The sequence below is a fragment of the Dongshaea marina genome (assembly GCF_003072645.1).
Classification (GTDB): Bacteria; Pseudomonadota; Gammaproteobacteria; order Enterobacterales; family Aeromonadaceae; genus Dongshaea; species Dongshaea marina.
This window is the reverse complement of sequence record NZ_CP028897.1, coordinates 1,662,932-1,680,217: the sequence shown is the minus strand read 5'-3', so window position 1 is coordinate 1,680,217 and position 17,286 is coordinate 1,662,932. Positions and strand designations below refer to the sequence as shown.

Annotated in this window: 18 protein-coding genes; 9 read left to right on the top strand and 9 right to left on the bottom strand. The window is 51.1% G+C overall.

Going from position 1 to position 17,286, the window contains the following annotated elements; translation table 11 throughout:
- Nucleotides 1–43 precede the first annotated feature (43 nt).
- The 5 genes from DB847_RS08185 to dapA all read right to left on the bottom strand — a co-directional run bounded on the left by DB847_RS08185 (nt 44) and on the right by dapA (nt 5,358).
- The gene (locus tag DB847_RS08185; RefSeq protein ID WP_108650240.1) at nt 44–865 is read right to left on the bottom strand and encodes an alpha/beta hydrolase; all 822 of its coding nucleotides are present in this window, start codon (nt 863–865) and stop codon (nt 44–46) included.
- 508 nt (nt 866–1,373) lie between these two features.
- Nucleotides 1,374–1,829, bottom strand: a complete 456-nt coding sequence (locus DB847_RS08180) for a hypothetical protein (RefSeq protein ID WP_108650239.1) — start codon at nt 1,827–1,829, stop codon at nt 1,374–1,376.
- 357 nt (nt 1,830–2,186) lie between these two features.
- Nucleotides 2,187–3,290, bottom strand: coding sequence for a phosphoribosylaminoimidazolesuccinocarboxamide synthase (locus DB847_RS08175; protein ID WP_108650238.1), 1,104 nt, complete (start codon nt 3,288–3,290; stop codon nt 2,187–2,189).
- A 114-nt stretch (nt 3,291–3,404) separates the two neighbouring features.
- Nucleotides 3,405–4,478 (bottom strand): outer membrane protein assembly factor BamC, encoded by a 1,074-nt coding sequence (gene bamC, locus DB847_RS08170; RefSeq protein ID WP_108650237.1) that lies wholly within the window; start codon nt 4,476–4,478, stop codon nt 3,405–3,407.
- Nucleotides 4,471–5,358, bottom strand: a complete 888-nt coding sequence (gene dapA, locus DB847_RS08165) for a 4-hydroxy-tetrahydrodipicolinate synthase (RefSeq protein ID WP_108650236.1) — start codon at nt 5,356–5,358, stop codon at nt 4,471–4,473. Before dapA ends, bamC begins: the two co-directional genes overlap by 8 nt.
- A gap of 127 nt (nt 5,359–5,485) precedes the next feature.
- On the opposite strand from dapA, the gene DB847_RS08160 reads away from it, so the two are divergent.
- The 4 genes from DB847_RS08160 to DB847_RS08145 all read left to right on the top strand — a co-directional run bounded on the left by DB847_RS08160 (nt 5,486) and on the right by DB847_RS08145 (nt 8,765).
- Nucleotides 5,486–6,028 carry a glycine cleavage system protein R gene (locus DB847_RS08160; RefSeq protein ID WP_108650235.1) on the top strand — a complete coding sequence of 181 codons (543 nt, stop codon included), beginning with the start codon at nt 5,486–5,488 and terminating at the stop codon, nt 6,026–6,028.
- Between the two features lie 38 nt (nt 6,029–6,066).
- Complete coding sequence (gene bcp, locus DB847_RS08155) at nt 6,067–6,537, top strand: thioredoxin-dependent thiol peroxidase (protein ID WP_108652935.1); 471 nt, start codon at nt 6,067–6,069, stop codon at nt 6,535–6,537.
- Nucleotides 6,538–6,604: 67 nt separating this feature from the next.
- Nucleotides 6,605–7,246 (top strand): peptide-methionine (S)-S-oxide reductase MsrA, encoded by a 642-nt coding sequence (gene msrA, locus DB847_RS08150; protein WP_108650234.1) that lies wholly within the window; start codon nt 6,605–6,607, stop codon nt 7,244–7,246.
- Between the two features lie 37 nt (nt 7,247–7,283).
- Nucleotides 7,284–8,765: a GGDEF domain-containing protein gene (locus DB847_RS08145; protein WP_108650233.1), complete on the top strand. Its 1,482-nt coding sequence runs from the start codon at nt 7,284–7,286 to the stop codon at nt 8,763–8,765.
- A gap of 18 nt (nt 8,766–8,783) precedes the next feature.
- On the opposite strand, the gene DB847_RS08140 is transcribed toward DB847_RS08145, so the two are convergent.
- Both DB847_RS08140 and DB847_RS08135 read right to left on the bottom strand, forming a co-directional pair.
- Nucleotides 8,784–9,965: a cation:proton antiporter gene (locus DB847_RS08140; protein WP_108650232.1), complete on the bottom strand. Its 1,182-nt coding sequence runs from the start codon at nt 9,963–9,965 to the stop codon at nt 8,784–8,786.
- A gap of 53 nt (nt 9,966–10,018) precedes the next feature.
- A complete protein-coding gene (locus DB847_RS08135) occupies nt 10,019–10,945 on the bottom strand; it encodes a LysR family transcriptional regulator (protein ID WP_108650231.1) in 927 nt (308 codons plus the stop codon).
- 134 nt (nt 10,946–11,079) lie between these two features.
- Between DB847_RS08135 and DB847_RS08130 the strand changes: the two genes are divergently transcribed.
- Complete coding sequence (locus tag DB847_RS08130) at nt 11,080–12,201, top strand: oxidoreductase (protein ID WP_108650230.1); 1,122 nt, start codon at nt 11,080–11,082, stop codon at nt 12,199–12,201.
- A 52-nt stretch (nt 12,202–12,253) separates the two neighbouring features.
- Here the strand turns inward: DB847_RS08130 and uraA are convergent, their stop codons facing one another.
- Nucleotides 12,254–13,516: a uracil permease gene (gene uraA, locus DB847_RS08125; RefSeq protein ID WP_108650229.1), complete on the bottom strand. Its 1,263-nt coding sequence runs from the start codon at nt 13,514–13,516 to the stop codon at nt 12,254–12,256.
- A 537-nt stretch (nt 13,517–14,053) separates the two neighbouring features.
- Here uraA and DB847_RS26600 point away from each other — a divergent pair.
- Nucleotides 14,054–14,167 (top strand): hypothetical protein, encoded by a 114-nt coding sequence (locus DB847_RS26600; RefSeq protein WP_199911773.1) that lies wholly within the window; start codon nt 14,054–14,056, stop codon nt 14,165–14,167.
- 61 nt (nt 14,168–14,228) lie between these two features.
- Here DB847_RS26600 and DB847_RS08115 read toward each other — a convergent pair whose 3' ends face one another.
- Nucleotides 14,229–15,074: a 5'-nucleotidase, lipoprotein e(P4) family gene (locus DB847_RS08115; protein WP_108650228.1), complete on the bottom strand. Its 846-nt coding sequence runs from the start codon at nt 15,072–15,074 to the stop codon at nt 14,229–14,231.
- Nucleotides 15,075–15,368: 294 nt separating this feature from the next.
- Here DB847_RS08115 and DB847_RS08110 point away from each other — a divergent pair, with 294 nt between their 5' ends.
- From DB847_RS08110 to DB847_RS08100, 3 genes are all read left to right on the top strand, one after another.
- Entirely contained in the window at nt 15,369–15,866 is a 498-nt protein-coding gene (locus DB847_RS08110) for a gamma-glutamylcyclotransferase (RefSeq protein ID WP_108650227.1), read from the top strand.
- Between the two features lie 370 nt (nt 15,867–16,236).
- Nucleotides 16,237–16,662: an AEC family transporter gene (locus DB847_RS08105; RefSeq protein ID WP_108650226.1), complete on the top strand. Its 426-nt coding sequence runs from the start codon at nt 16,237–16,239 to the stop codon at nt 16,660–16,662.
- A gap of 56 nt (nt 16,663–16,718) precedes the next feature.
- Nucleotides 16,719–17,168, top strand: coding sequence for an AEC family transporter (locus DB847_RS08100; RefSeq protein WP_159084469.1), 450 nt, complete (start codon nt 16,719–16,721; stop codon nt 17,166–17,168).
- Nucleotides 17,169–17,286 lie beyond the last annotated feature (118 nt).

The following is a 17,286-nucleotide window of genomic DNA, read 5'->3' as shown; positions in this document are numbered from 1 at the left end:
TTCAAGAAAAATTTCATTCAGTAAGGCCAAAACATTCGAGCAGTTAGTCGAGATTATTTTGGTTGTTCTTATCGATAAAACCCTGGATCACTGACCAGTAACTTTTTGCGTAGGTGGTTGATAAGTTATTGTGGCCAGCACCATCTATCTCGATAAACTCTTTGTTTGCTTTTATCTTATTGAATAGTTTCTTACCCAGATGAATTGGGATCACTGAGTCTCTATCTCCATGGACGATCAGTACCGGGGATAAGATATTTTCGATTTTACCGATATTGTCAAATGAATCTCCTGCCAGAAATGAGACAGCACTCAGTCCACCAGATTGAGCATAATCCTTCGCGCTGGTCAGAGGGGTAATCAGGATTAGTCCTCTTATCTCTTTGTTTTGAGCCGTATTCACCGCCACCGTGGTGCCGATAGAGCGCCCTAAGATGTAGATATTTTCCGCCTTAAACCCGAGTTGCTGAACAGCATAGTGGAAAGCAGAGCTTCCATCGATATAGATCCCCTCTTCGCTTGGTTCTCCCTGGCTTTTTCCATAGCCGCGATAACCGATCCCTAATACATTGATCCCCATCCGATGGAGCTGCAGCAGATCATCTAGTCGATGACTTATGTTACCGGCATTGCCATGAAAATAGAGGAGGATTTTGTCTGATTTCAGATCCGGAATAAAATAACCCTCTATCTTTAGATGATCACTTGTGTCGATAGAAACTTCCTCGACATTTTTTGGAAGTAAGCCCGAAGGTAGCGTATTTCTGGTGTCAGGATGAAATGCCATTGCGTTGATCACATATTTGCAACCAGAGCTCATTAAACTGCAAATCAGGGTGATGAATATCAATGATTTATTATTCATCCGCTTACCTGCTCAAAAGTTCACTGTCACGTTTGATTGTGGGCTTTGTTGCGCGCCGTTGCAATAAATGAGGTCCGAGCCAGGTTGAAGCGACTCACGGCACATATTTTGAGTCATGTCTCAGATCGGTTATTCGAAGTTAAGATGTGGCCTTCAGCACCTCCAACCTCCTGGACACTGGGGTGAGATGGATCACTGAGCCATTGAGCGTGTGAAATATGGTTACTGCCCCGGCTATCAGGGATGATAGCCAGGGCAGTAGAGATCCTCGGGATGGATTTACAGCGTGCCGCTGATGGTGAAACCAGCCATCAGCAACGGATGTCAAATACCGCCGGATTCTATATATTCACTTATAGCCTCTCGGACATATTCATTATTTCCCTAAATCTTTAAGATAGAGGTTGTACTTTTCGTTACCCATATTTCACCTCATCAAGACTCATAGCAGAATTGAAGTCACTATAAGCTAAAAGAATCAAGAACATCCTACTTCCTGATTTACTTGCTAAATTTTTCTCCATTCGTTTTCATAGTATCCAACTCCAAGGCGAAGACAGTCTCCCAATCCCTTAGGCTGAGCTCCACAATATATTGACTGAACAATCATCGTTCTATTAAATACTCCCTCGAAATTAAATTCATATCCATGTCCATGCCACGCGGCTCCTATCTGCCTAGCCTGAGAAATAGTTTTTCCTTCAAACATGTTGAAAGGCTGATGCTTGCATATAATGCAGCCATCTTGATTTGTTATTTCAGGAAGCTCGGATCTACGATGAACACCTAAGTACTCACCACCCATTTCTCCTTGTAAGGAGAACACTCCTTTATCTGTCTCCAAGTAAACTACATTAAACTCAGGATCAACTACATTTATGAGTATGGTTTTCACACATGCTCCCTCCAACACTGGAAGCAGTGTATTCGATTCTTTTATATATAATTCGTAGTTATATTCCATAAGAAACTTCTAAGATTATAGGCCTACAAAACTGTAGCTTAGTATAGATTTGAAATATCCATCAAGTATTAATTGGTTATGCCAAATTGGCAGCCATTGCTTCTTCGAGGCATAGACGCCGAGCCACGCAGGCCGATGTCGGGGCGGAATTGCGCAGCTATAAAGCGAGAAGCAGGATGCTGAACTGGGGAAGCCTATAGGGATATAGGGCGCATCGTTTCGGAGTGAGATTTTGCTTACTTTTGACGATACAAAAGTAAGGCGCCGCCGGCTCCTGTGCCGAAGGCACAAACCAGCCCCCCACGACACATATAAAAAAGGCGCCTCGCGGCGCCATTTTAAGAGTGTTGAGTCGATTTAATCAATCAACTGATACTGACTGCTGAGGATCTCGATGATCTCTGCCTTTGGATTGTCTGAGAGCTCCAGGGTCCTTCCGGTGATCTTCTCGGCAATGCCGCAGTAGATCTCAGACACCTTCATCAGCACCTCGGTCGGCAGCGCATTATCCCTGGCGAGGGCACTGCGCTCAGCCATCCGCTCTTTGTTGAGCAGGATATCCGGATCCGGGAAGTGATTGAGCAACAGCTGGCGGAACTGCTCCTTTGAGTTCTCAACCACCTTCCCTTCTCGGTACAACGGGCCATCCCAGATCCGTGAGGAGTCAGGAGTTCCAACCTCATCCATGTAGATCAACTTCTGCTGGCCGCTCTTGTCCTTCACATAACCAAACTCAAACTTGGTATCGACAAAGATCTGATCGATCTGCGCCAGAGCCTCAGAGATCACATCAAAGCCCTCTTTGAGTAGCTTCTCGTAGGTATCGATATCCTGCTTGCTCTGGAAGTTAAAGGCCTGGTAGTTCTGCTCAATATTGTCACGGGTGATGTTCACATCATCCGCCTCGGGAACCCCTGGGATCCCCTTGAGAATGCCCTTAGTTGAGGGAGTGATTAAAAGCTCGGGAAGCTCCTGATCTCTTCCCAGTCCCTCTGGGAGCTCGATGCCACAGAACTCACGCTCTCCCTTCTCATAGGAGCGCCACATAGAGCCGGTGATATAACGGCGGCAGATCGCCTCAATCATCACAGGCTTAGCCTTTTGCACGATCCACACCAACGGATGGGGAATATCCAGGATGTGGCTATCGGCCAGTCCCTTATCGCGGAACAGCTCGAACCAGTGATTGGAGATCGCATTAAGGGCTGCGCCCTTGCCCGGAACTCCATTCATTCCACCTTCGCCATGCCAGATGCAATCAAACGCAGAGATCCGGTCACTGATCACCATGATCGCCAATGGGGTATCAGCGGGAACATCGTAGTTTTTCTCCTGGATCAGGCGACGGCTATCCGCCTCGGTCAGCCAGTAGACACTACGGACCTTGCCGCTGTGAACCGGTAGCTCGGTTCGGATCGGCAAATCGTCATTCACGGCCAAAACTTTATCTGCAAGACTCATAAGAAGCGTCCTATATACAATTTCATGCTAATCATCACAGGCAAAACCTGTCACCCGCGAATAACCAGCTTTTTGGGGGGTAAAAAAATGGGGCGAAACGCCCCATTAATGAAATTACTGATGCTTAATGCTATTTTGCTTTGCAAATGCGCTAACCACGGTCGGGGTCAGCTTATCGAAGGTCTCAGCCTTGAGCGGCGTCGACTCCTTACTAAACAGGGTCATCGAGGTCTTCTGCCCGAGATCGCCGAGCAGCAAGCGGTACTTACCTGAATCAAGAGCCGATAGCGGCTTACCCTTGTCACTACTAAACAAGGAACTGCCCTTGTATTCGAGCTTGAACTCGCCCAGAGATTGCTGAGCCTGGGTTACGGTAAAACCAAGGGCCGGCAGCAGGTGCTCAAGACGGTTCCACACCACCTCATAAGGAGCATCGGCGATCCAGGCGTTGAGCTCACTGCTATCTTTGCCCGCCTGCACCTTAATGCTGCCACTGGCCGCCTTAAGAAGCTGCTGGTTCAATCGATTCTGATAGTTAAACGCAAGCTGATTCATCAAAGTGTTACGCTGCTGCAGGGCAGCATAATCATTGACAGAGATCCCCTGCCAGGACCCTTTTTGGAAAACTTCGGCCGCCACTGTGGTGAGCTCAACGCCAACCCGGTGCAGATCCGGCTGACTCTTGAGAGCCACCTTAAACTTTGAGCGAACCTGGTTGTGCTGTACGGTATAGGATTTAATCCAGGGGGTTGCCAGTGAATAGTCCTGTTTCCCAGAGCTGCTGTCGGTTACCTTCAGAGTTTGCTGCATCAGCGACCACAGGGTATCACTTAGCTCAGAGATGCTTTGAGTGCTGCTGTACCAGACCAGGGCTCCACTTTGTGATTGACCCACCCGGCTTCCACTAACGACAGGTAGCAGCTGGACCGGCGGTTCAATATTGACACTCTTACCGACTGGCTCTTTTGATGTGCCTGCAGCAGCCGCGGGAATATAGTAGCGGGTATTAAACTGCGGAGCCTGCAGGCCAGTTGGTACCACAAAGGGTTGGGTATCCAGCTTGGCATTGAGATACTCCGTCGAGCCTGTCGCCTGCGACAGATCATGGCTGGAGCTACAGCCGCTCACCCCGATGATCGCAAGCACTCCGGCAGCCGCCAGTTGCAAACACTGTTTTTTATTATTCACCTACTTTCACTCCTGCCGACTCTAACGCCCGCTCCAGCTCAGGGACCTTGTCCTGTGCCAGAGAAACCAGAGGCAACCTTAATTGACCATTCGCAACCAGGCCTACCGCATGACACGCCCACTTGATAGGAACCGGGTTCGAGTCGATAAACAGAGCCTGGTGCAGAGCGCGCAGAGGCTGATCCGCAGCCAACGCCTGCTCTCTGTCTCCCGCCAGTGCACACTGACACATGGTATTGAGCTGTGATGCCGCAACATTAGCCGTCACCGAGATAGTACCGTGCCCACCCTGGAGCATAAATTCACAGCTACTCCCATCATCTCCGCTATACAGCAGAAAATCACTCGGGCAACAGGCCTTAATCTCCTGAAGACGTTCCAGGCTACCGGTCGCCTCTTTGATCCCGATAATATTGGGGATCTCGGCCAGCCGTGCCACGGTTTGTGGGAGAAGGTCACAGCCGGTCCGGCCCGGCACATTATAAAGGATGAGAGGGAGCTCGCTACTTTCGGCAACGGTTTTAAAATGCTGATACAGCCCCTCCTGAGAGGGTTTATTGTAGTAGGGGGTGACCGATAAACCGGCAACCACACCGCTGTTGGCGAGGGCCTGGGTTAATTCAATGGCATAAGCGGTATCATTCGATCCGGTGCCAGCGATCACCGGTATCCGGCCTGCAGCGTATTTCACCACATGGCGAACCACTGAGATATGTTCTTCGGTATCCAGCGTTGACGACTCTCCGGTCGTCCCCACGGCGACAATCGCCTGGGTTCCACTGCGAACATGATAATCGACTAAATTTTGCAAGCTGGTGTAGTCAATCTGACCGTCACCAGTCATGGGGGTAATAAGGGCAACGATGCTACCTTGCAACATGTATGAGCTCTCCCAATTATTGGCCGTCCATGGTACGGTTGACTCTCAATAAATACAAGAGGCGTTCGGGAACGAACGGGCTTTTGTGTTACTATCGTGCCACACAAAATAACAGAATAGTTAAGCTATGAGTCACTATCTTGTCGTGAGTGCCATCGGCAAAAACCGTTCCAGTATTGTCCATCAGATCGCCTCCCATGTTGCCGAATGTGGATGCAATATCATCGACAGTCGTCTTGCCATCTTTGGCCAGGAGTTTACCCTGATGATGCTGCTCTCCGGAAACTGGAATTCAATGGCTCAGGTTGAAGCCACTCTTCCGCTGAAAAGCCAGGAGCTGGATCTGGTCAGCGTGATGAAGCGCACCTCTGAGCAGGAGCTTCGCAGCTACAGCTACAGCGTGGATGCCAATATTGAGATTCAGGATACACCGGGAATACTCAAGCACTTCACCCAGTTTTTTACCGATATCCAGGCAGAACTTCATAGCCTGCAATCCGAAATCTATGTGGAAGAGCCCTCCAAAACAGAGATCCTGCATGCGCGTTTTCAGCTTAGCCTGCCCAAAGGCAGTGATATAGAGGCGGCTCATCAACAGTATTTGGATTTGTGTAACACTCTGGGTACTCTAAACCATCAGTTCCAGGTTCACACCCTGGCCGATCAATAAAGATAGATATAAAGACAGATAAATAAGGATCCCTGATGATTGAAACTCTCCAGGCAGGTGCTCCGGCCCCTGACTTCTCCCTGCAAGACCAGGAAGGCAAAACAGTCTCCCTCAGCGACTTTCATGGTAAAAAGCTGCTGCTCTATTTTTATCCCAAGGCGATGACTCCAGGTTGTACCACCCAGGCCTGTGGCTTGCGGGATATCAACAGCGAGCTTGAGGCGTTGAACACCCGGGTGGTCGGGGTCAGTCCGGATGCTCCTGCTCGTCTCAAGCGCTTTGAAGATAAGCAGCAACTCAATTTCACCCTGTTGGCCGATGAGGATCATCAGCTCGCCGAAAAATTCGGTGTCTGGGGACTCAAGAAATTTATGGGCAGGGAGTTTGATGGGATCCACCGCATCAGCTTTCTCATCGATGAAAAAGGACAGATAGCCCACGTCTTTAATAAGTTCAAGACCAAAGAACATGCCGACGTGGTCCTGGACTACCTCAAGCAACACCCCTGAGTCGACCCGCGGTTACCGAACAGCTAACTTTCGAGGTGACCGCTTCCTCCAGCTAAGGAGCCAGTGCATGGATAAGCAACAGATGATCACCCCGGAGCAAGCGCTTCCCGGTCGAACAGAGCCTATTCGAATTGAAGAGCAACACTATGTCACCGGCAACCCTCTGCAGGAAGAGATCCCACCCGGGATGGCTATCGCCTATTTTGCCATGGGCTGCTTCTGGGGCGCTGAACGCCTGTTCTGGAAACAGCCGGGTGTCTGGAGCACGGCTGTCGGTTACCAGGGGGGCTATACCCCGAACCCAAGTTATGAAGAGGTATGCAGCGGCCGCACCGGACACACAGAATCGGTGCAGGTGGTGTTTGATCCCAAGATCGTAAGTTACCCACAACTGCTCCAGCTTTTCTGGGAACAGCACGATCCAACCCAGGGAATGCGCCAGGGTGCAGATATCGGCACCCAGTACCGCTCGGTGATCTTTACCCTCACCCCGGAGCAAAGACAGCAGGCACAATCCAGCCGAGACCAATTTTCCAGGCTGCTGGCAGACAAGGGCCATCCTGCAACCATTACCACCAGCATTGAAACCGCCCCCTCTTTCTATTTTGCCGAGCCCTATCATCAACAGTACCTGGCGAAGAATCCCGGGGGATATTGTGGTCTGGGTGGATTAGGTTTCTGCCTGCCACCCGATAACACAGCTAATTAGCTATGCTTAACCCAAGGGGTCGATTGAGAGGCCAGGAATGCCCACGTTAAGGCAATTCACCTATAAGCTGTTTGCTGTCTACATAATGCTGGCTCTGCTGGCATTTTTAGCTATTTTATTGATCTGGCAGCTTCCCAATCAGCAACGCCTCAACCATCAGCATCTAAAGCTCCAGTATCAGGAATTTCGGGGTGGCCTGGAGCAACAGCAACAGCAACTGCAGCGACTGGCTAACCTGCTACAGGATATTGCCAGCATCGACAGGAAAAATCTCAGCCAAACGTATCATCCCCTGTTTGAGCGAATCCAGGCTCACGATGATATCCATGCCTTTATCTATGATGGACAGATTTTTTGGGATCTAAATAATCGGGGCACCACACCTTTAAGCCAGACTCTCAGCACCTTTCTCGGCGAAACCCCAAGGCTTCCGACCCATCATCGTTGCGGATGGTATCCTTTCAAGGATGGCCTGCTGCTTATCGATACCCAACCCCTGGCGAACGGCCAACACCTGCTACTGGTCCGCGAGCTCAGCGGTATTGCACTCAGGCAACTGGCGCTTAAGAGTCATCTTGACTACCGGCTGGAGCCTTACGATAGCAACCTATCCTCACAGCCCTTGACCGCCCCCATGGCTCTGAAGCAAAACCAGCCACAGCTGCGCCTGTACCTCAGTAATCTCAGGCTTGAGCCCTCCCAGCAACTGACACTGATCAGCAAGGATCAGCGCCCACTACTCTGGTATTTTAGCGGCGAGATCATGTTACTTTTCTGGTTGATGATGCTATCAGGCTGCCTGATCTGGTCTTTTCACCACTTTATTCTCAAACCCCTGCTGCATACCCAAAAACAGGTGGGTCGCACCAGCACCCAGGGCGATCCGCTGCCGATCCAAAATGGCTACACTCCCCTCAAAGAGCTCAATCATTTCGTCAAGAGTTACAATCGATTGGTGGATCGGGTCAAGGCTAAAAAACAGCAGCTGGAGGCGATGGCCCATACCGATGGCCTGACCGGGATTTACAACCGCAGGGCCTTCGATCGACATATGCGTGAGAGTTGGCAACGGGCCAGCCGCATCCAGTCGGGCCTGGCTCTCATCATCTGTGATGTCGATTATTTCAAGCCTTATAACGATAATTACGGCCATCCGGCCGGCGACAAAGTGCTGATCCAGCTTGCAGAGCTCCTCAGCCAGCATTTTATCCGGGCCACCGACTTCGTTGCCCGTTACGGCGGTGAGGAGTTTGTGATTGTCGCAGAGGCACAGATCCTCCAGCCTCTGCAGGCCTATCTCGAGTCTCTGCAAACCAAACTGCGGGAGCTGGCGATTCTTCATGAATATTCACAATGCTCTGACTATTTGACCATAAGCATCGGCGCCAGCGTGATTGAGCACAGTGGCGCCTGGTTGCGCAGTGAACATGTCCAGGAGTTCATAGAGCAGGCCGACGAGAACCTCTATAAGGCCAAGGCTGCCGGTCGCAACACCATCGTCAGCTCTATCTTCGAGTAACTGCAACTAAGAGAATCGTCAGGGGCCGTCCCCTTCGCTGTGATCAGCAAGCTTGAGTGCCAGACGGGTGAACACAGGCCCTATGATCTCAAAGAAGACGGTAGAGCCGATAACCACTGAGAGCAGAGTCTGGCGATAGTCGGGAAATAGCTCAATCGCCACCAGCATCATCCCCATCGCCGCACCGGCCTGGGGCAGCATGGCCACCCCCATCCAGCGCCGGGTCACCCGGTCTGCCTCACTGATGCTGCTGCCGATCGCCGCCCCGACAATTTTTCCGAGGATCCGGCAGGAGATATACACGATACAGACTCCTCCTGCGATCAGTATCGATTCAAACTCAAACAAGGCGCCGGCCAGGATAAAGAAGATCACCATGAAGGGCCCTTCGATCCCCTCGATGGCATGAAACGGGTACTGGTGATGGCGGGCAAAATTGGCGATCACAGCCCCCATCACCATGGCTGAGATCAAAAAGGAGACATCCAGCCAGATCGCCAGTCCGCCACACAGAAAGACCACACCAAGGGCCTCGGTCAGCATGGGACGACCATAGCTCAGGCGACCAGTTAGAAAGGCCGCCGGTGCCCCGATAGCAATCCCGAGCAGCAAGGCTCCCCCAATATCGCGCAGCGCATGCAGAATTGGGAACATCAGGCCATTACCACCATCCAGGATGCCGATAATCGCGATCCCAAAACTGAAAAACAGCAGCGCCCAGGCATCATCAAAAGCGACGATCGCCAGCAGCAGATCGGCAAAGGGCCCCTTGGAGCCCGACTCCATCACTGTATCGACGGTCGCCACCGGGGCCGTTGCCGAAGCGATGCACCCCAGCAAAATTGCGATATCCACTGGAAGCCCCACAAACAGCAGGCCACAGGTCACTATGATGGTTGGAGCCAGTGCCGCGCAAAATGAGATCCAGATAACTCGCTTGCCCATTTTATGCATCGCCCGGAAGGTCAGCTTTTCACCCAGCAAAAAACCGATCATCACCAGCGCAACATTGGCCACCAGCTCAAAGTGAACCGTCAATACATCCGGTATCAGGTTGAAACCCTGGGGACCGATCACTGAGCCAAACACCAGCAACAGGGTGACCCTGGGTAGCAGGATCTGCCGCCCGATCAGTTCAAACAGGAGTCCGGAAATTAACAGGGCACCAAGGACAACCAGGACCTGAGCAAGTACTTCCATCTGCTGTTACCCATCAGCACAACTACTTTGAGTATAAATGATGGCCGAATATCTCAGGGGGCTATCGAAGCCACCCGGTGAAGCTGGCGTAACCGCTCGATTAAAAAGTCGATCACCACTCTCACTCTCAGTAAACGGGAGCGCTCCCGGGTATAGAGCAGGTGCAGCATACTACCCGCCTGATGGGGTACGATCTGGTAGTCAGGCAGCAGCCGAACCAGTCTCCCTCGCTCAAGATCGTCACGGACCAGATGTTCTGCAAAAAGCCCGATCCCCAGGCCCTGATGCAACATGCTCAGTAGCAGCTCTACATCATTAGTTTTAAGGGGAGTGTCCACCACAGAAAGGGATTGCCGCTGGCCATCTCGTTCAAAGTGCCACTGCTGATGATAGCTCTCTCGATTGAGCGGCAACAGGGTCTTGCTTCTGAGATCATCAACCCCAGTGATCTGCTCCCCCTCAGCCAGATACTCCTTTGATGCCACCAGCCAGTAGTCCACATCACAGATCTTGCGTGACACAAGGTTACTGTCACCGGGTACACTCAGGCGAATACACAGATCAATCTCGGATGAAAACAGATCAGTTAAAGCTTCATCGGTCTGGATCAGTAACTTCAGATCCGGAAAAAGCTGACGAAACTCCGGGAGTAAACCACTCAGATACTGATTGGCATAGAGTCGGGGGCAGGAGATCCGAACCTCCCCCTCGATCCGCTGGCTAAATTCGCGGATCCCGTCAAACAGCTCGTCGAACTGGTTCAAAACCGCGACCGAGCGCTCCATCAAACAGTGACCCGCCTCGGTAAGCACGACACTGCGGGTGCTGCGAACAAAAAGAGCCACTCCAAGCTCACCCTCAAATTGAGCGATTCTGCGGGAGATCGCCGAGTGAGAGCAGCCCCGCTCATGGGCCGCCCTGGCAAAATTAAGATGACGTGCCACCGCCAGAAAATCATGTAAGGCGTCAACAGAAGGCATCGATATTATCCCGATTAGCACAATTATTAATTGAATAATTATTGATTATAAATTCACAATCAAGCTGTTAGAGTCGAAACATCACTCAATGAAGTCCGGTTACGGGCCTAACTCATTCAAGCAGGAGTCGCTCCATGCCAAGTCCAACTCTGTTTAGCCCCTTTAGTTTTGCCAATGGCAAAAAAGCCGGGAACCGTATTGCACTGGCTCCCATGACAACCACCCTGAGCCAGCCCGATGGCTCCATCTCTGCTCTGGATCTTAAGTGGCTACAAAGTTTCCGCGAGGGGGGATTTGGCGTGATCACCACCCCTGTCAGTTACATCAGTACTTCAGGCCAGGGCTGGCCCAATCAGATGGCGATCGATCAGGATGAGAACCTGCCGGGACTAACCACACTCGCCAGGACTATCAACACAGACAATAACCTGAGCATTATCCAGATCGGCCACAACGGATCCCGCAGCCCGGCTGAACTCATCGGGCAGCAGCCGGTGTCATCTTCAGCTTTTACTCTGGATATCCCCGGATTTGAGCAACCCAGAGCCCTTGGGCTTGAAGAGATAGCGAGCCTGACCCAAGCCTACGCCAGAGCCGTCGAGCGGGCTTACCAGGCAGGGTTTGATGGTGCAGAGCTTCACTTTGCCAACGGTTATCTCATCACCCAGTTTTTGAGCACCCAAACCAACCTTCGCCAGGATTGCTATGGGGGAACACTGGAAAACCGGGCACGCTTTGCCCGGGAGGTAGTTCAGGCCTGTCGTGCAAAAGTTCCTCACGACTTTATCATAGGAGCCCGCCTCTCCCCCGAGGGCCCGGGCCTTGATCTGGATGAGTCGGTTCAGACCGCGCTCTGGCTAAAAGCCGATGGTTTAGACTTTGTACATCTTTCACAGCTCGATGCCAGCATGCCTCCGACAAAATATCCGGATGCAGAGCAGATGGTCGTACACTATTTCAGAAATGCGCTGGGAGAGGATTATCCAATTTTTGTGGCCGGGGGGATCACCTCGAAAGCAAAAGCACAAAGGGTACTACAGGCAGGAGCAAGCTTTGTGGCGCTGGGGCGGATCGCCCTGGGTAATCCGGACTGGCCACAACGGATCAGGGAGCAGCTTCCAGTGTTGGAGTACCCCTACCGACAACAAGATCTGATCAGCCGGGGCATCCCCCGGGGGGTGATCGATTACTGCAACACCTATATTGCTGCCTTTGGGATCATGGAGCCTGAGCCGGCTGAAAAGAGCCCGGCTTAGTATCTTTGCAAGCTGCCCATGGGGCAGCTTTTACTCCCTGATATCGGGTCGATCAATCCGCCTTAGCCGGGGTCTCTTTTCTTAAGATCTCAATCCCCTTAAAGATAAGGCTCATCAGGATACCCACCAGGGTAGCCAGCACCATCCCCTTGAGTTCAACACTGCCGATATTGATCTTGGCACCACCGACGCCGATAATCAGAATCACCGAGGTCAGGATCAGGTTTTTCGGCAGGTTATAGTCAACCCTGGAGTCAATTAGGATCCGGATGCCGGAGGTAGCGATCACCCCATACAACACCAAAGAGATCCCGCCAATTACAGGCACCGGGATCACCTGGATGGCGGCCGCCAGCTTACCGACAAAAGAGAGCAAAATAGCGATCACCGCCGCACCGCCGATGACCCAGCAGCTAAACACCTTGGTAATCGCCAGTACCCCGATGTTCTCACCATAGGTAGTGTTGGGAGTCGAACCGAAAAAGCCCGACAGCATGGTCGAAACGCCATTGGCAAACATCGAGCGATGCAGGCCCGGGTCCTTGAGCAGATCCTTTTGCACTATGTTGGCGGTCACCACCAGATGCCCGACATGCTCGGCAATCACCACCAGCGCAGCCGGCAATATGGTCAAAATCGCTACCCAATCAAACTTAGGGGTATACAGAGTGGGCATCGCCAGCCAGTGGGCCTCGGCAATCTTACTGATATCCACCATCCCCAGCGCAAAAGAGACTCCATAGCCCACCAGCACGCCGATCAGGATCGGGATGATGGCCAGAAAGCCACGAAACACCACGGCTCCCAAAGCGGTGACCGCCAGGGTGATGATCGAAACCGTAATGGTTTTGGAATCAACCGCCACTCCGGGCGCCGTCACCAGACCAGCCATCTTGGCCGCAACCCCGGCAAGCTCCAGACCAATGACAGCCACTATGGCTCCCATCGCCGCAGGCGGAAAGATCACATGCAGCCAGTTCAGCCCGGCCTTTTTAACGATCAGGGCCACGATACAAAACAGCAACCCACACACAATAAAACCGCCCAAAGCTAGCTCATAACCCATAGGAAGCAGCAGGAGTACCGGCGAGATGAAGGCAAAGCTGGAGCCCAAATAAGCGGGGATCTTTCCTCTACAGATATAGAGGTATAGCAAAGTCCCAACTCCGTTAAACAACAACACGGTTGCCGGATTGATATGAAACAGGATGGGAACCAGCACGGTCGCCCCAAACATCGCAAACAGATGTTGCAGGCTCAGTGGTATGGTTTGTAAAAGTGGTAAACGCTCATCGACTGCCACAACTCGATTCATAGTGCTCCCTTCTTCAGCCAAGTGTAAAAATTGCGCGCCAGAGTATAGCAAACCCGGGCCGTACAGATCTCAGAATGCTGCGCCGCGCTTGTGTCAGAAACCTCTTTATGCCAGCTATCCTCTTTTCTAGAGAAATCACCACAAAAGGGTTATGTCTCAGATCCGTTGTTCATACAAAGGTGTACTAATTTCAAGGTCACCAACCTTCTGTCGCAAGGATGCGGCAGCAGAGGTTCCATGGATGGATACACACCCTGTTGGTGAGACGTGAAATCAGACATCAACAATAGATGTGAAACACGACCCACAAAAGATAGTCACATCACACTTGGCTTAATCGTATTAGTTCGCAATTAATCAGAACTTTGAATTGGCCTTTGAGAGGACTAATCAATATATGGCTCTCAGACCCCGGGGCCACAACAGACGTAACCCTGTCAATGGCGGCCTGTATAGGCTCACCCTGGCTCCAACCTTTAAAACCTCGTGAGTCGGTAAGTTCTTTAGCCGTCCTGAGTCTGGCTTTTTGCCACCTATATGGACTGGAGCAAGGATCTGGATAATTACGCCAGTGATGATGCGTTTGCCAGCTCAGGGGTTACCAGTGGTGGTCGGTGGAGCTTCGGCGTGCAGGTGGAAATCTGGTTCTGAGAAGTGAGGGGAAAACATCAATGAGAAGGGTGCCCTGCGGCACCCGTTCTGATTCAAAGGATTACTTACCATCCCAGGCATTCAGGGCGTCATGCCGCACCTTGTTTTTGCCTTCGTTAGACAGCTTAAAATAGTCCTTGGCCATGCCTGGCTCCCAACCACCATAGGTTGGATTCGGCAGCACTATGTATTTGATCCCGTACAGTGCCTTATTGGCATCTACATGGTCGCGACGCACCTTATTGGATTGATGAATCACATCGGAATCAAAATCATCCAGGTTATCGCCGATCAGCATCACGATCTTATAACCTTCACTGGTGATCTTATCGCGACGAGCCGCCTTGTCTGAAGTGGTGGTCTTCAGCAATACCGTCTTATCATTGACCCCGGTAAAGCCCAGCTCTTTAAGATTCTTCACCGTTTCTGCATAGCTTGCATGAGAGCGGTTACTCACATAAAACATAGTGCCACCATGTGAGTTCACATAGTTGGCAAAAGCGACCGCTCCGGGAATTGCCGTCGCCTTTCCAGCCTTTTCCCACTCGTGCCAGGTCTTGGAGGAGTAGCTCTGGCCATGCTTGATCCGCCATGCGGCATAGGCACTGTTATCGACCATGGTCTCATCCAGATCAACCACCACAGCTTTTTTCAGCTTATCTGAGCGATGCACCTTGGATACATGATTGAGGTCCAGCTTATGGATATCATCAAACGCCATCCGTGCACTGTTAAAGGCCTGGTAAGCAAGGGCACGATACTCGCCGGATTGCTGGACCCAGTCCACCGCCAACACAGCCTGGTTTTCTAGCTGAGCCGTGGTAACCGGCATCTCCTTGGCTGTAGCCTGCCAGGAAGCAACCGTCAGTGCCGCTGTAGTGATCACTGCCAACATGGTCTTTTTCATCAACAACTCCTGTAAACATCGAGCAAAGACATGGATCTGAGATCCACGTATAAAAAGTTATTTTGTAAACCCCGTAGGCAGGCATTGTCCATGAAGAGGCAGCGCAAACTCAAGGGCTTATTCACGACCGCCCCTGAATGTGCGATCGGGATCTCAGGGATAATAGGTTAAGCCCGGATCACAGAAGCGAAGCCCGGCAACCGCAGTTGTCAGAACAAAAATCTACGCCTATCGCTTCACTCATCAATTCGCTATAAATACCACAAGTCGAAACAACAAAAATAGGATGAGCTGATGCACTATTTTGCCTATGGCTCCAACATGTCGATCCCAAGACTCAGGGCGAGACTTCCGGATGCAACCCCGATAGAGACTTACCAGCTCTCAAAGCACAGGCTTTGCTTTCACAAGGTCGGTCAGGATGGGTCAGGAAAGTGCGATATCCAGTATACCGGACAAGCCGAAGACTACGTGCTTGGGGTTCTCTATGAACTGAACCCCGACGATAAAAAAGAGCTGGATCAGATCGAAGGATTAGGCAAAGGTTATGCTGAAAAAGAAGTTGAGCTTTCGAGCATGACCGGCCAGCACTGCACCGCCTGGAGCTATTATGCCATCCAGACCAAGCCTGGTCTCAAACCCTTCTCCTGGTACAAGCAGCATGTGCTCTTTGGTGCCGAGCAGGCGGGGCTCCCCGCCTCTTACATCCAGATGATTGAGCTGGTCCCGGCAACCGAGGATCCAGACAACGACAGGGCCGCGGTACAACTTGCCGTCTATCCTGTGTCGTAAGTCCTGTCAAAGGTTCGATTTTGGATTAGCCCATCCTCGCCGTGCTTCAATCCCGCTCAGAGTCTGATGAGCTCTTTTTCGCCTGAGCTCCCGTTCACTCGTATCACAGCCCATTGAGGCTTAACTCCCATCCTTATAAGCCTGGCCCGACAGGCCAGAAATGAGATCTCTATTGCGATTTTTCATACATAACGACAAGAGTGTTCGCAATCCGGTGAAGGTGAATTGTCAAATCTCTTCAGTTTGGGTTGAATAACTGGCCACAACAGTTCATTAACAAAAATTTGAAGATACTGATTCTTATGATTTTTTAAATCATTCACTGATCGCCCTGTGTTGGCGATCATCATTATAAAAGGATAATTTCTCAATGTTTCTCACCATACTCAACTCCCTGATCCCTGTCGCCTTTGTTATTTTTTTAGGCTGGCTTGCAGGCTACAAGGGTTTTATTGATAAATCCCACAGCAAGAGCTTTGCGACTTATGTCATGAACTTCAGCTTTCCCTGCTTACTGTTTGTGATCACCGCAACCTCTAAGCCGGCAGATCTCTTTGACAGTGAATTTATTATCGCCTTTACCCTGGCATTAATGGGGATGTACCTGATCGCCCTGCTGATCCACAGGTACCTGTTGGGACGTAATATACAGCAGGCCGGACAGGCAGCCTTTGTTTGTTCCTTTCCGGATATGGCCTTCATGGGGATCCCTATTTTTCTCGAGCTCCTGGGATCGAAATCCCTCATCTCGATCGCTATCGGTAATATTATTACCAGCCTTCTGATGATCCCCTGACGATTATTCTGCTGGAGTTCCAGGCCGGCAAAAAGGTTAACTATAGTGAGATCATTGTGAAAAATCTGCTCAATGTTGCCCGAAAGCCCCTGGTCTTTTCCCCCGTCCTAGGTATTTTATTCTCCTTATCCGGCCTGAGCTTACCCGAGCTCATGGAACACAGCCTCAAGTTAATTGGCGGCTCCACATCAGGAGTCTCTCTGTTTGCTCTTGGCCTTATCATGTCCAGCTTCGCCATCACCTTTAGTAAAACCGTTCTGCAAAACATCGTCATCAAAAACGTGATTCATCCACTGTTAATGATGGGGCTGGTGCTTGTCTTCGGGCTGAGCGGGGTACTCGCCAAAGAGGTGGTCCTGCTTTGCGCCATGCCAACGGCCACCATGACCACCATGTTTGCCTTACGTTACAACACATTGACCGAGGAGAGTACCAGTGCCACGATTCTGGGAACACTGGTTGCAATTGTGACCCTACCTGTATTTATGTCACTGGTGCATATTTAATGTTTCTGGCAAGCCGGGCCCTTGATGCCCGGCCTGCTTCATTTGGTCTAAAAATAAACTACGCCATACTTCAGTCGAATCTAAATTCTCCTCATTAATTGATGCAAATTAATGATCT

Bases quoted from the DNA above. Each gene is read 5' to 3' on its own strand.
- DB847_RS08185 (WP_108650240.1), bottom strand. From the start codon at position 865: ATGAATAATAAATCATTGATATTCATCACCCTGATTTGCAGTTTAATG.
- DB847_RS08180 (WP_108650239.1), bottom strand. From the start codon at position 1,829: ATGGAATATAACTACGAATTATATATAAAAGAATCGAATACACTGCTT.
- DB847_RS08175 (WP_108650238.1), bottom strand. From the start codon at position 3,290: ATGAGTCTTGCAGATAAAGTTTTGGCCGTGAATGACGATTTGCCGATC.
- dapA (WP_108650236.1), bottom strand. From the start codon at position 5,358: ATGTTGCAAGGTAGCATCGTTGCCCTTATTACCCCCATGACTGGTGAC.
- DB847_RS08160 (WP_108650235.1), top strand. From the start codon at position 5,486: ATGAGTCACTATCTTGTCGTGAGTGCCATCGGCAAAAACCGTTCCAGT.
- msrA (WP_108650234.1), top strand. From the start codon at position 6,605: ATGGATAAGCAACAGATGATCACCCCGGAGCAAGCGCTTCCCGGTCGA.
- DB847_RS08145 (WP_108650233.1), top strand. From the start codon at position 7,284: ATGCCCACGTTAAGGCAATTCACCTATAAGCTGTTTGCTGTCTACATA.
- DB847_RS08140 (WP_108650232.1), bottom strand. From the start codon at position 9,965: ATGGAAGTACTTGCTCAGGTCCTGGTTGTCCTTGGTGCCCTGTTAATT.
- DB847_RS08135 (WP_108650231.1), bottom strand. From the start codon at position 10,945: ATGCCTTCTGTTGACGCCTTACATGATTTTCTGGCGGTGGCACGTCAT.
- DB847_RS08130 (WP_108650230.1), top strand. From the start codon at position 11,080: ATGCCAAGTCCAACTCTGTTTAGCCCCTTTAGTTTTGCCAATGGCAAA.
- uraA (WP_108650229.1), bottom strand. From the start codon at position 13,516: ATGAATCGAGTTGTGGCAGTCGATGAGCGTTTACCACTTTTACAAACC.
- DB847_RS26600 (WP_199911773.1), top strand. From the start codon at position 14,054: ATGGACTGGAGCAAGGATCTGGATAATTACGCCAGTGATGATGCGTTT.
- DB847_RS08115 (WP_108650228.1), bottom strand. From the start codon at position 15,074: ATGAAAAAGACCATGTTGGCAGTGATCACTACAGCGGCACTGACGGTT.
- DB847_RS08110 (WP_108650227.1), top strand. From the start codon at position 15,369: ATGCACTATTTTGCCTATGGCTCCAACATGTCGATCCCAAGACTCAGG.
- DB847_RS08105 (WP_108650226.1), top strand. From the start codon at position 16,237: ATGTTTCTCACCATACTCAACTCCCTGATCCCTGTCGCCTTTGTTATT.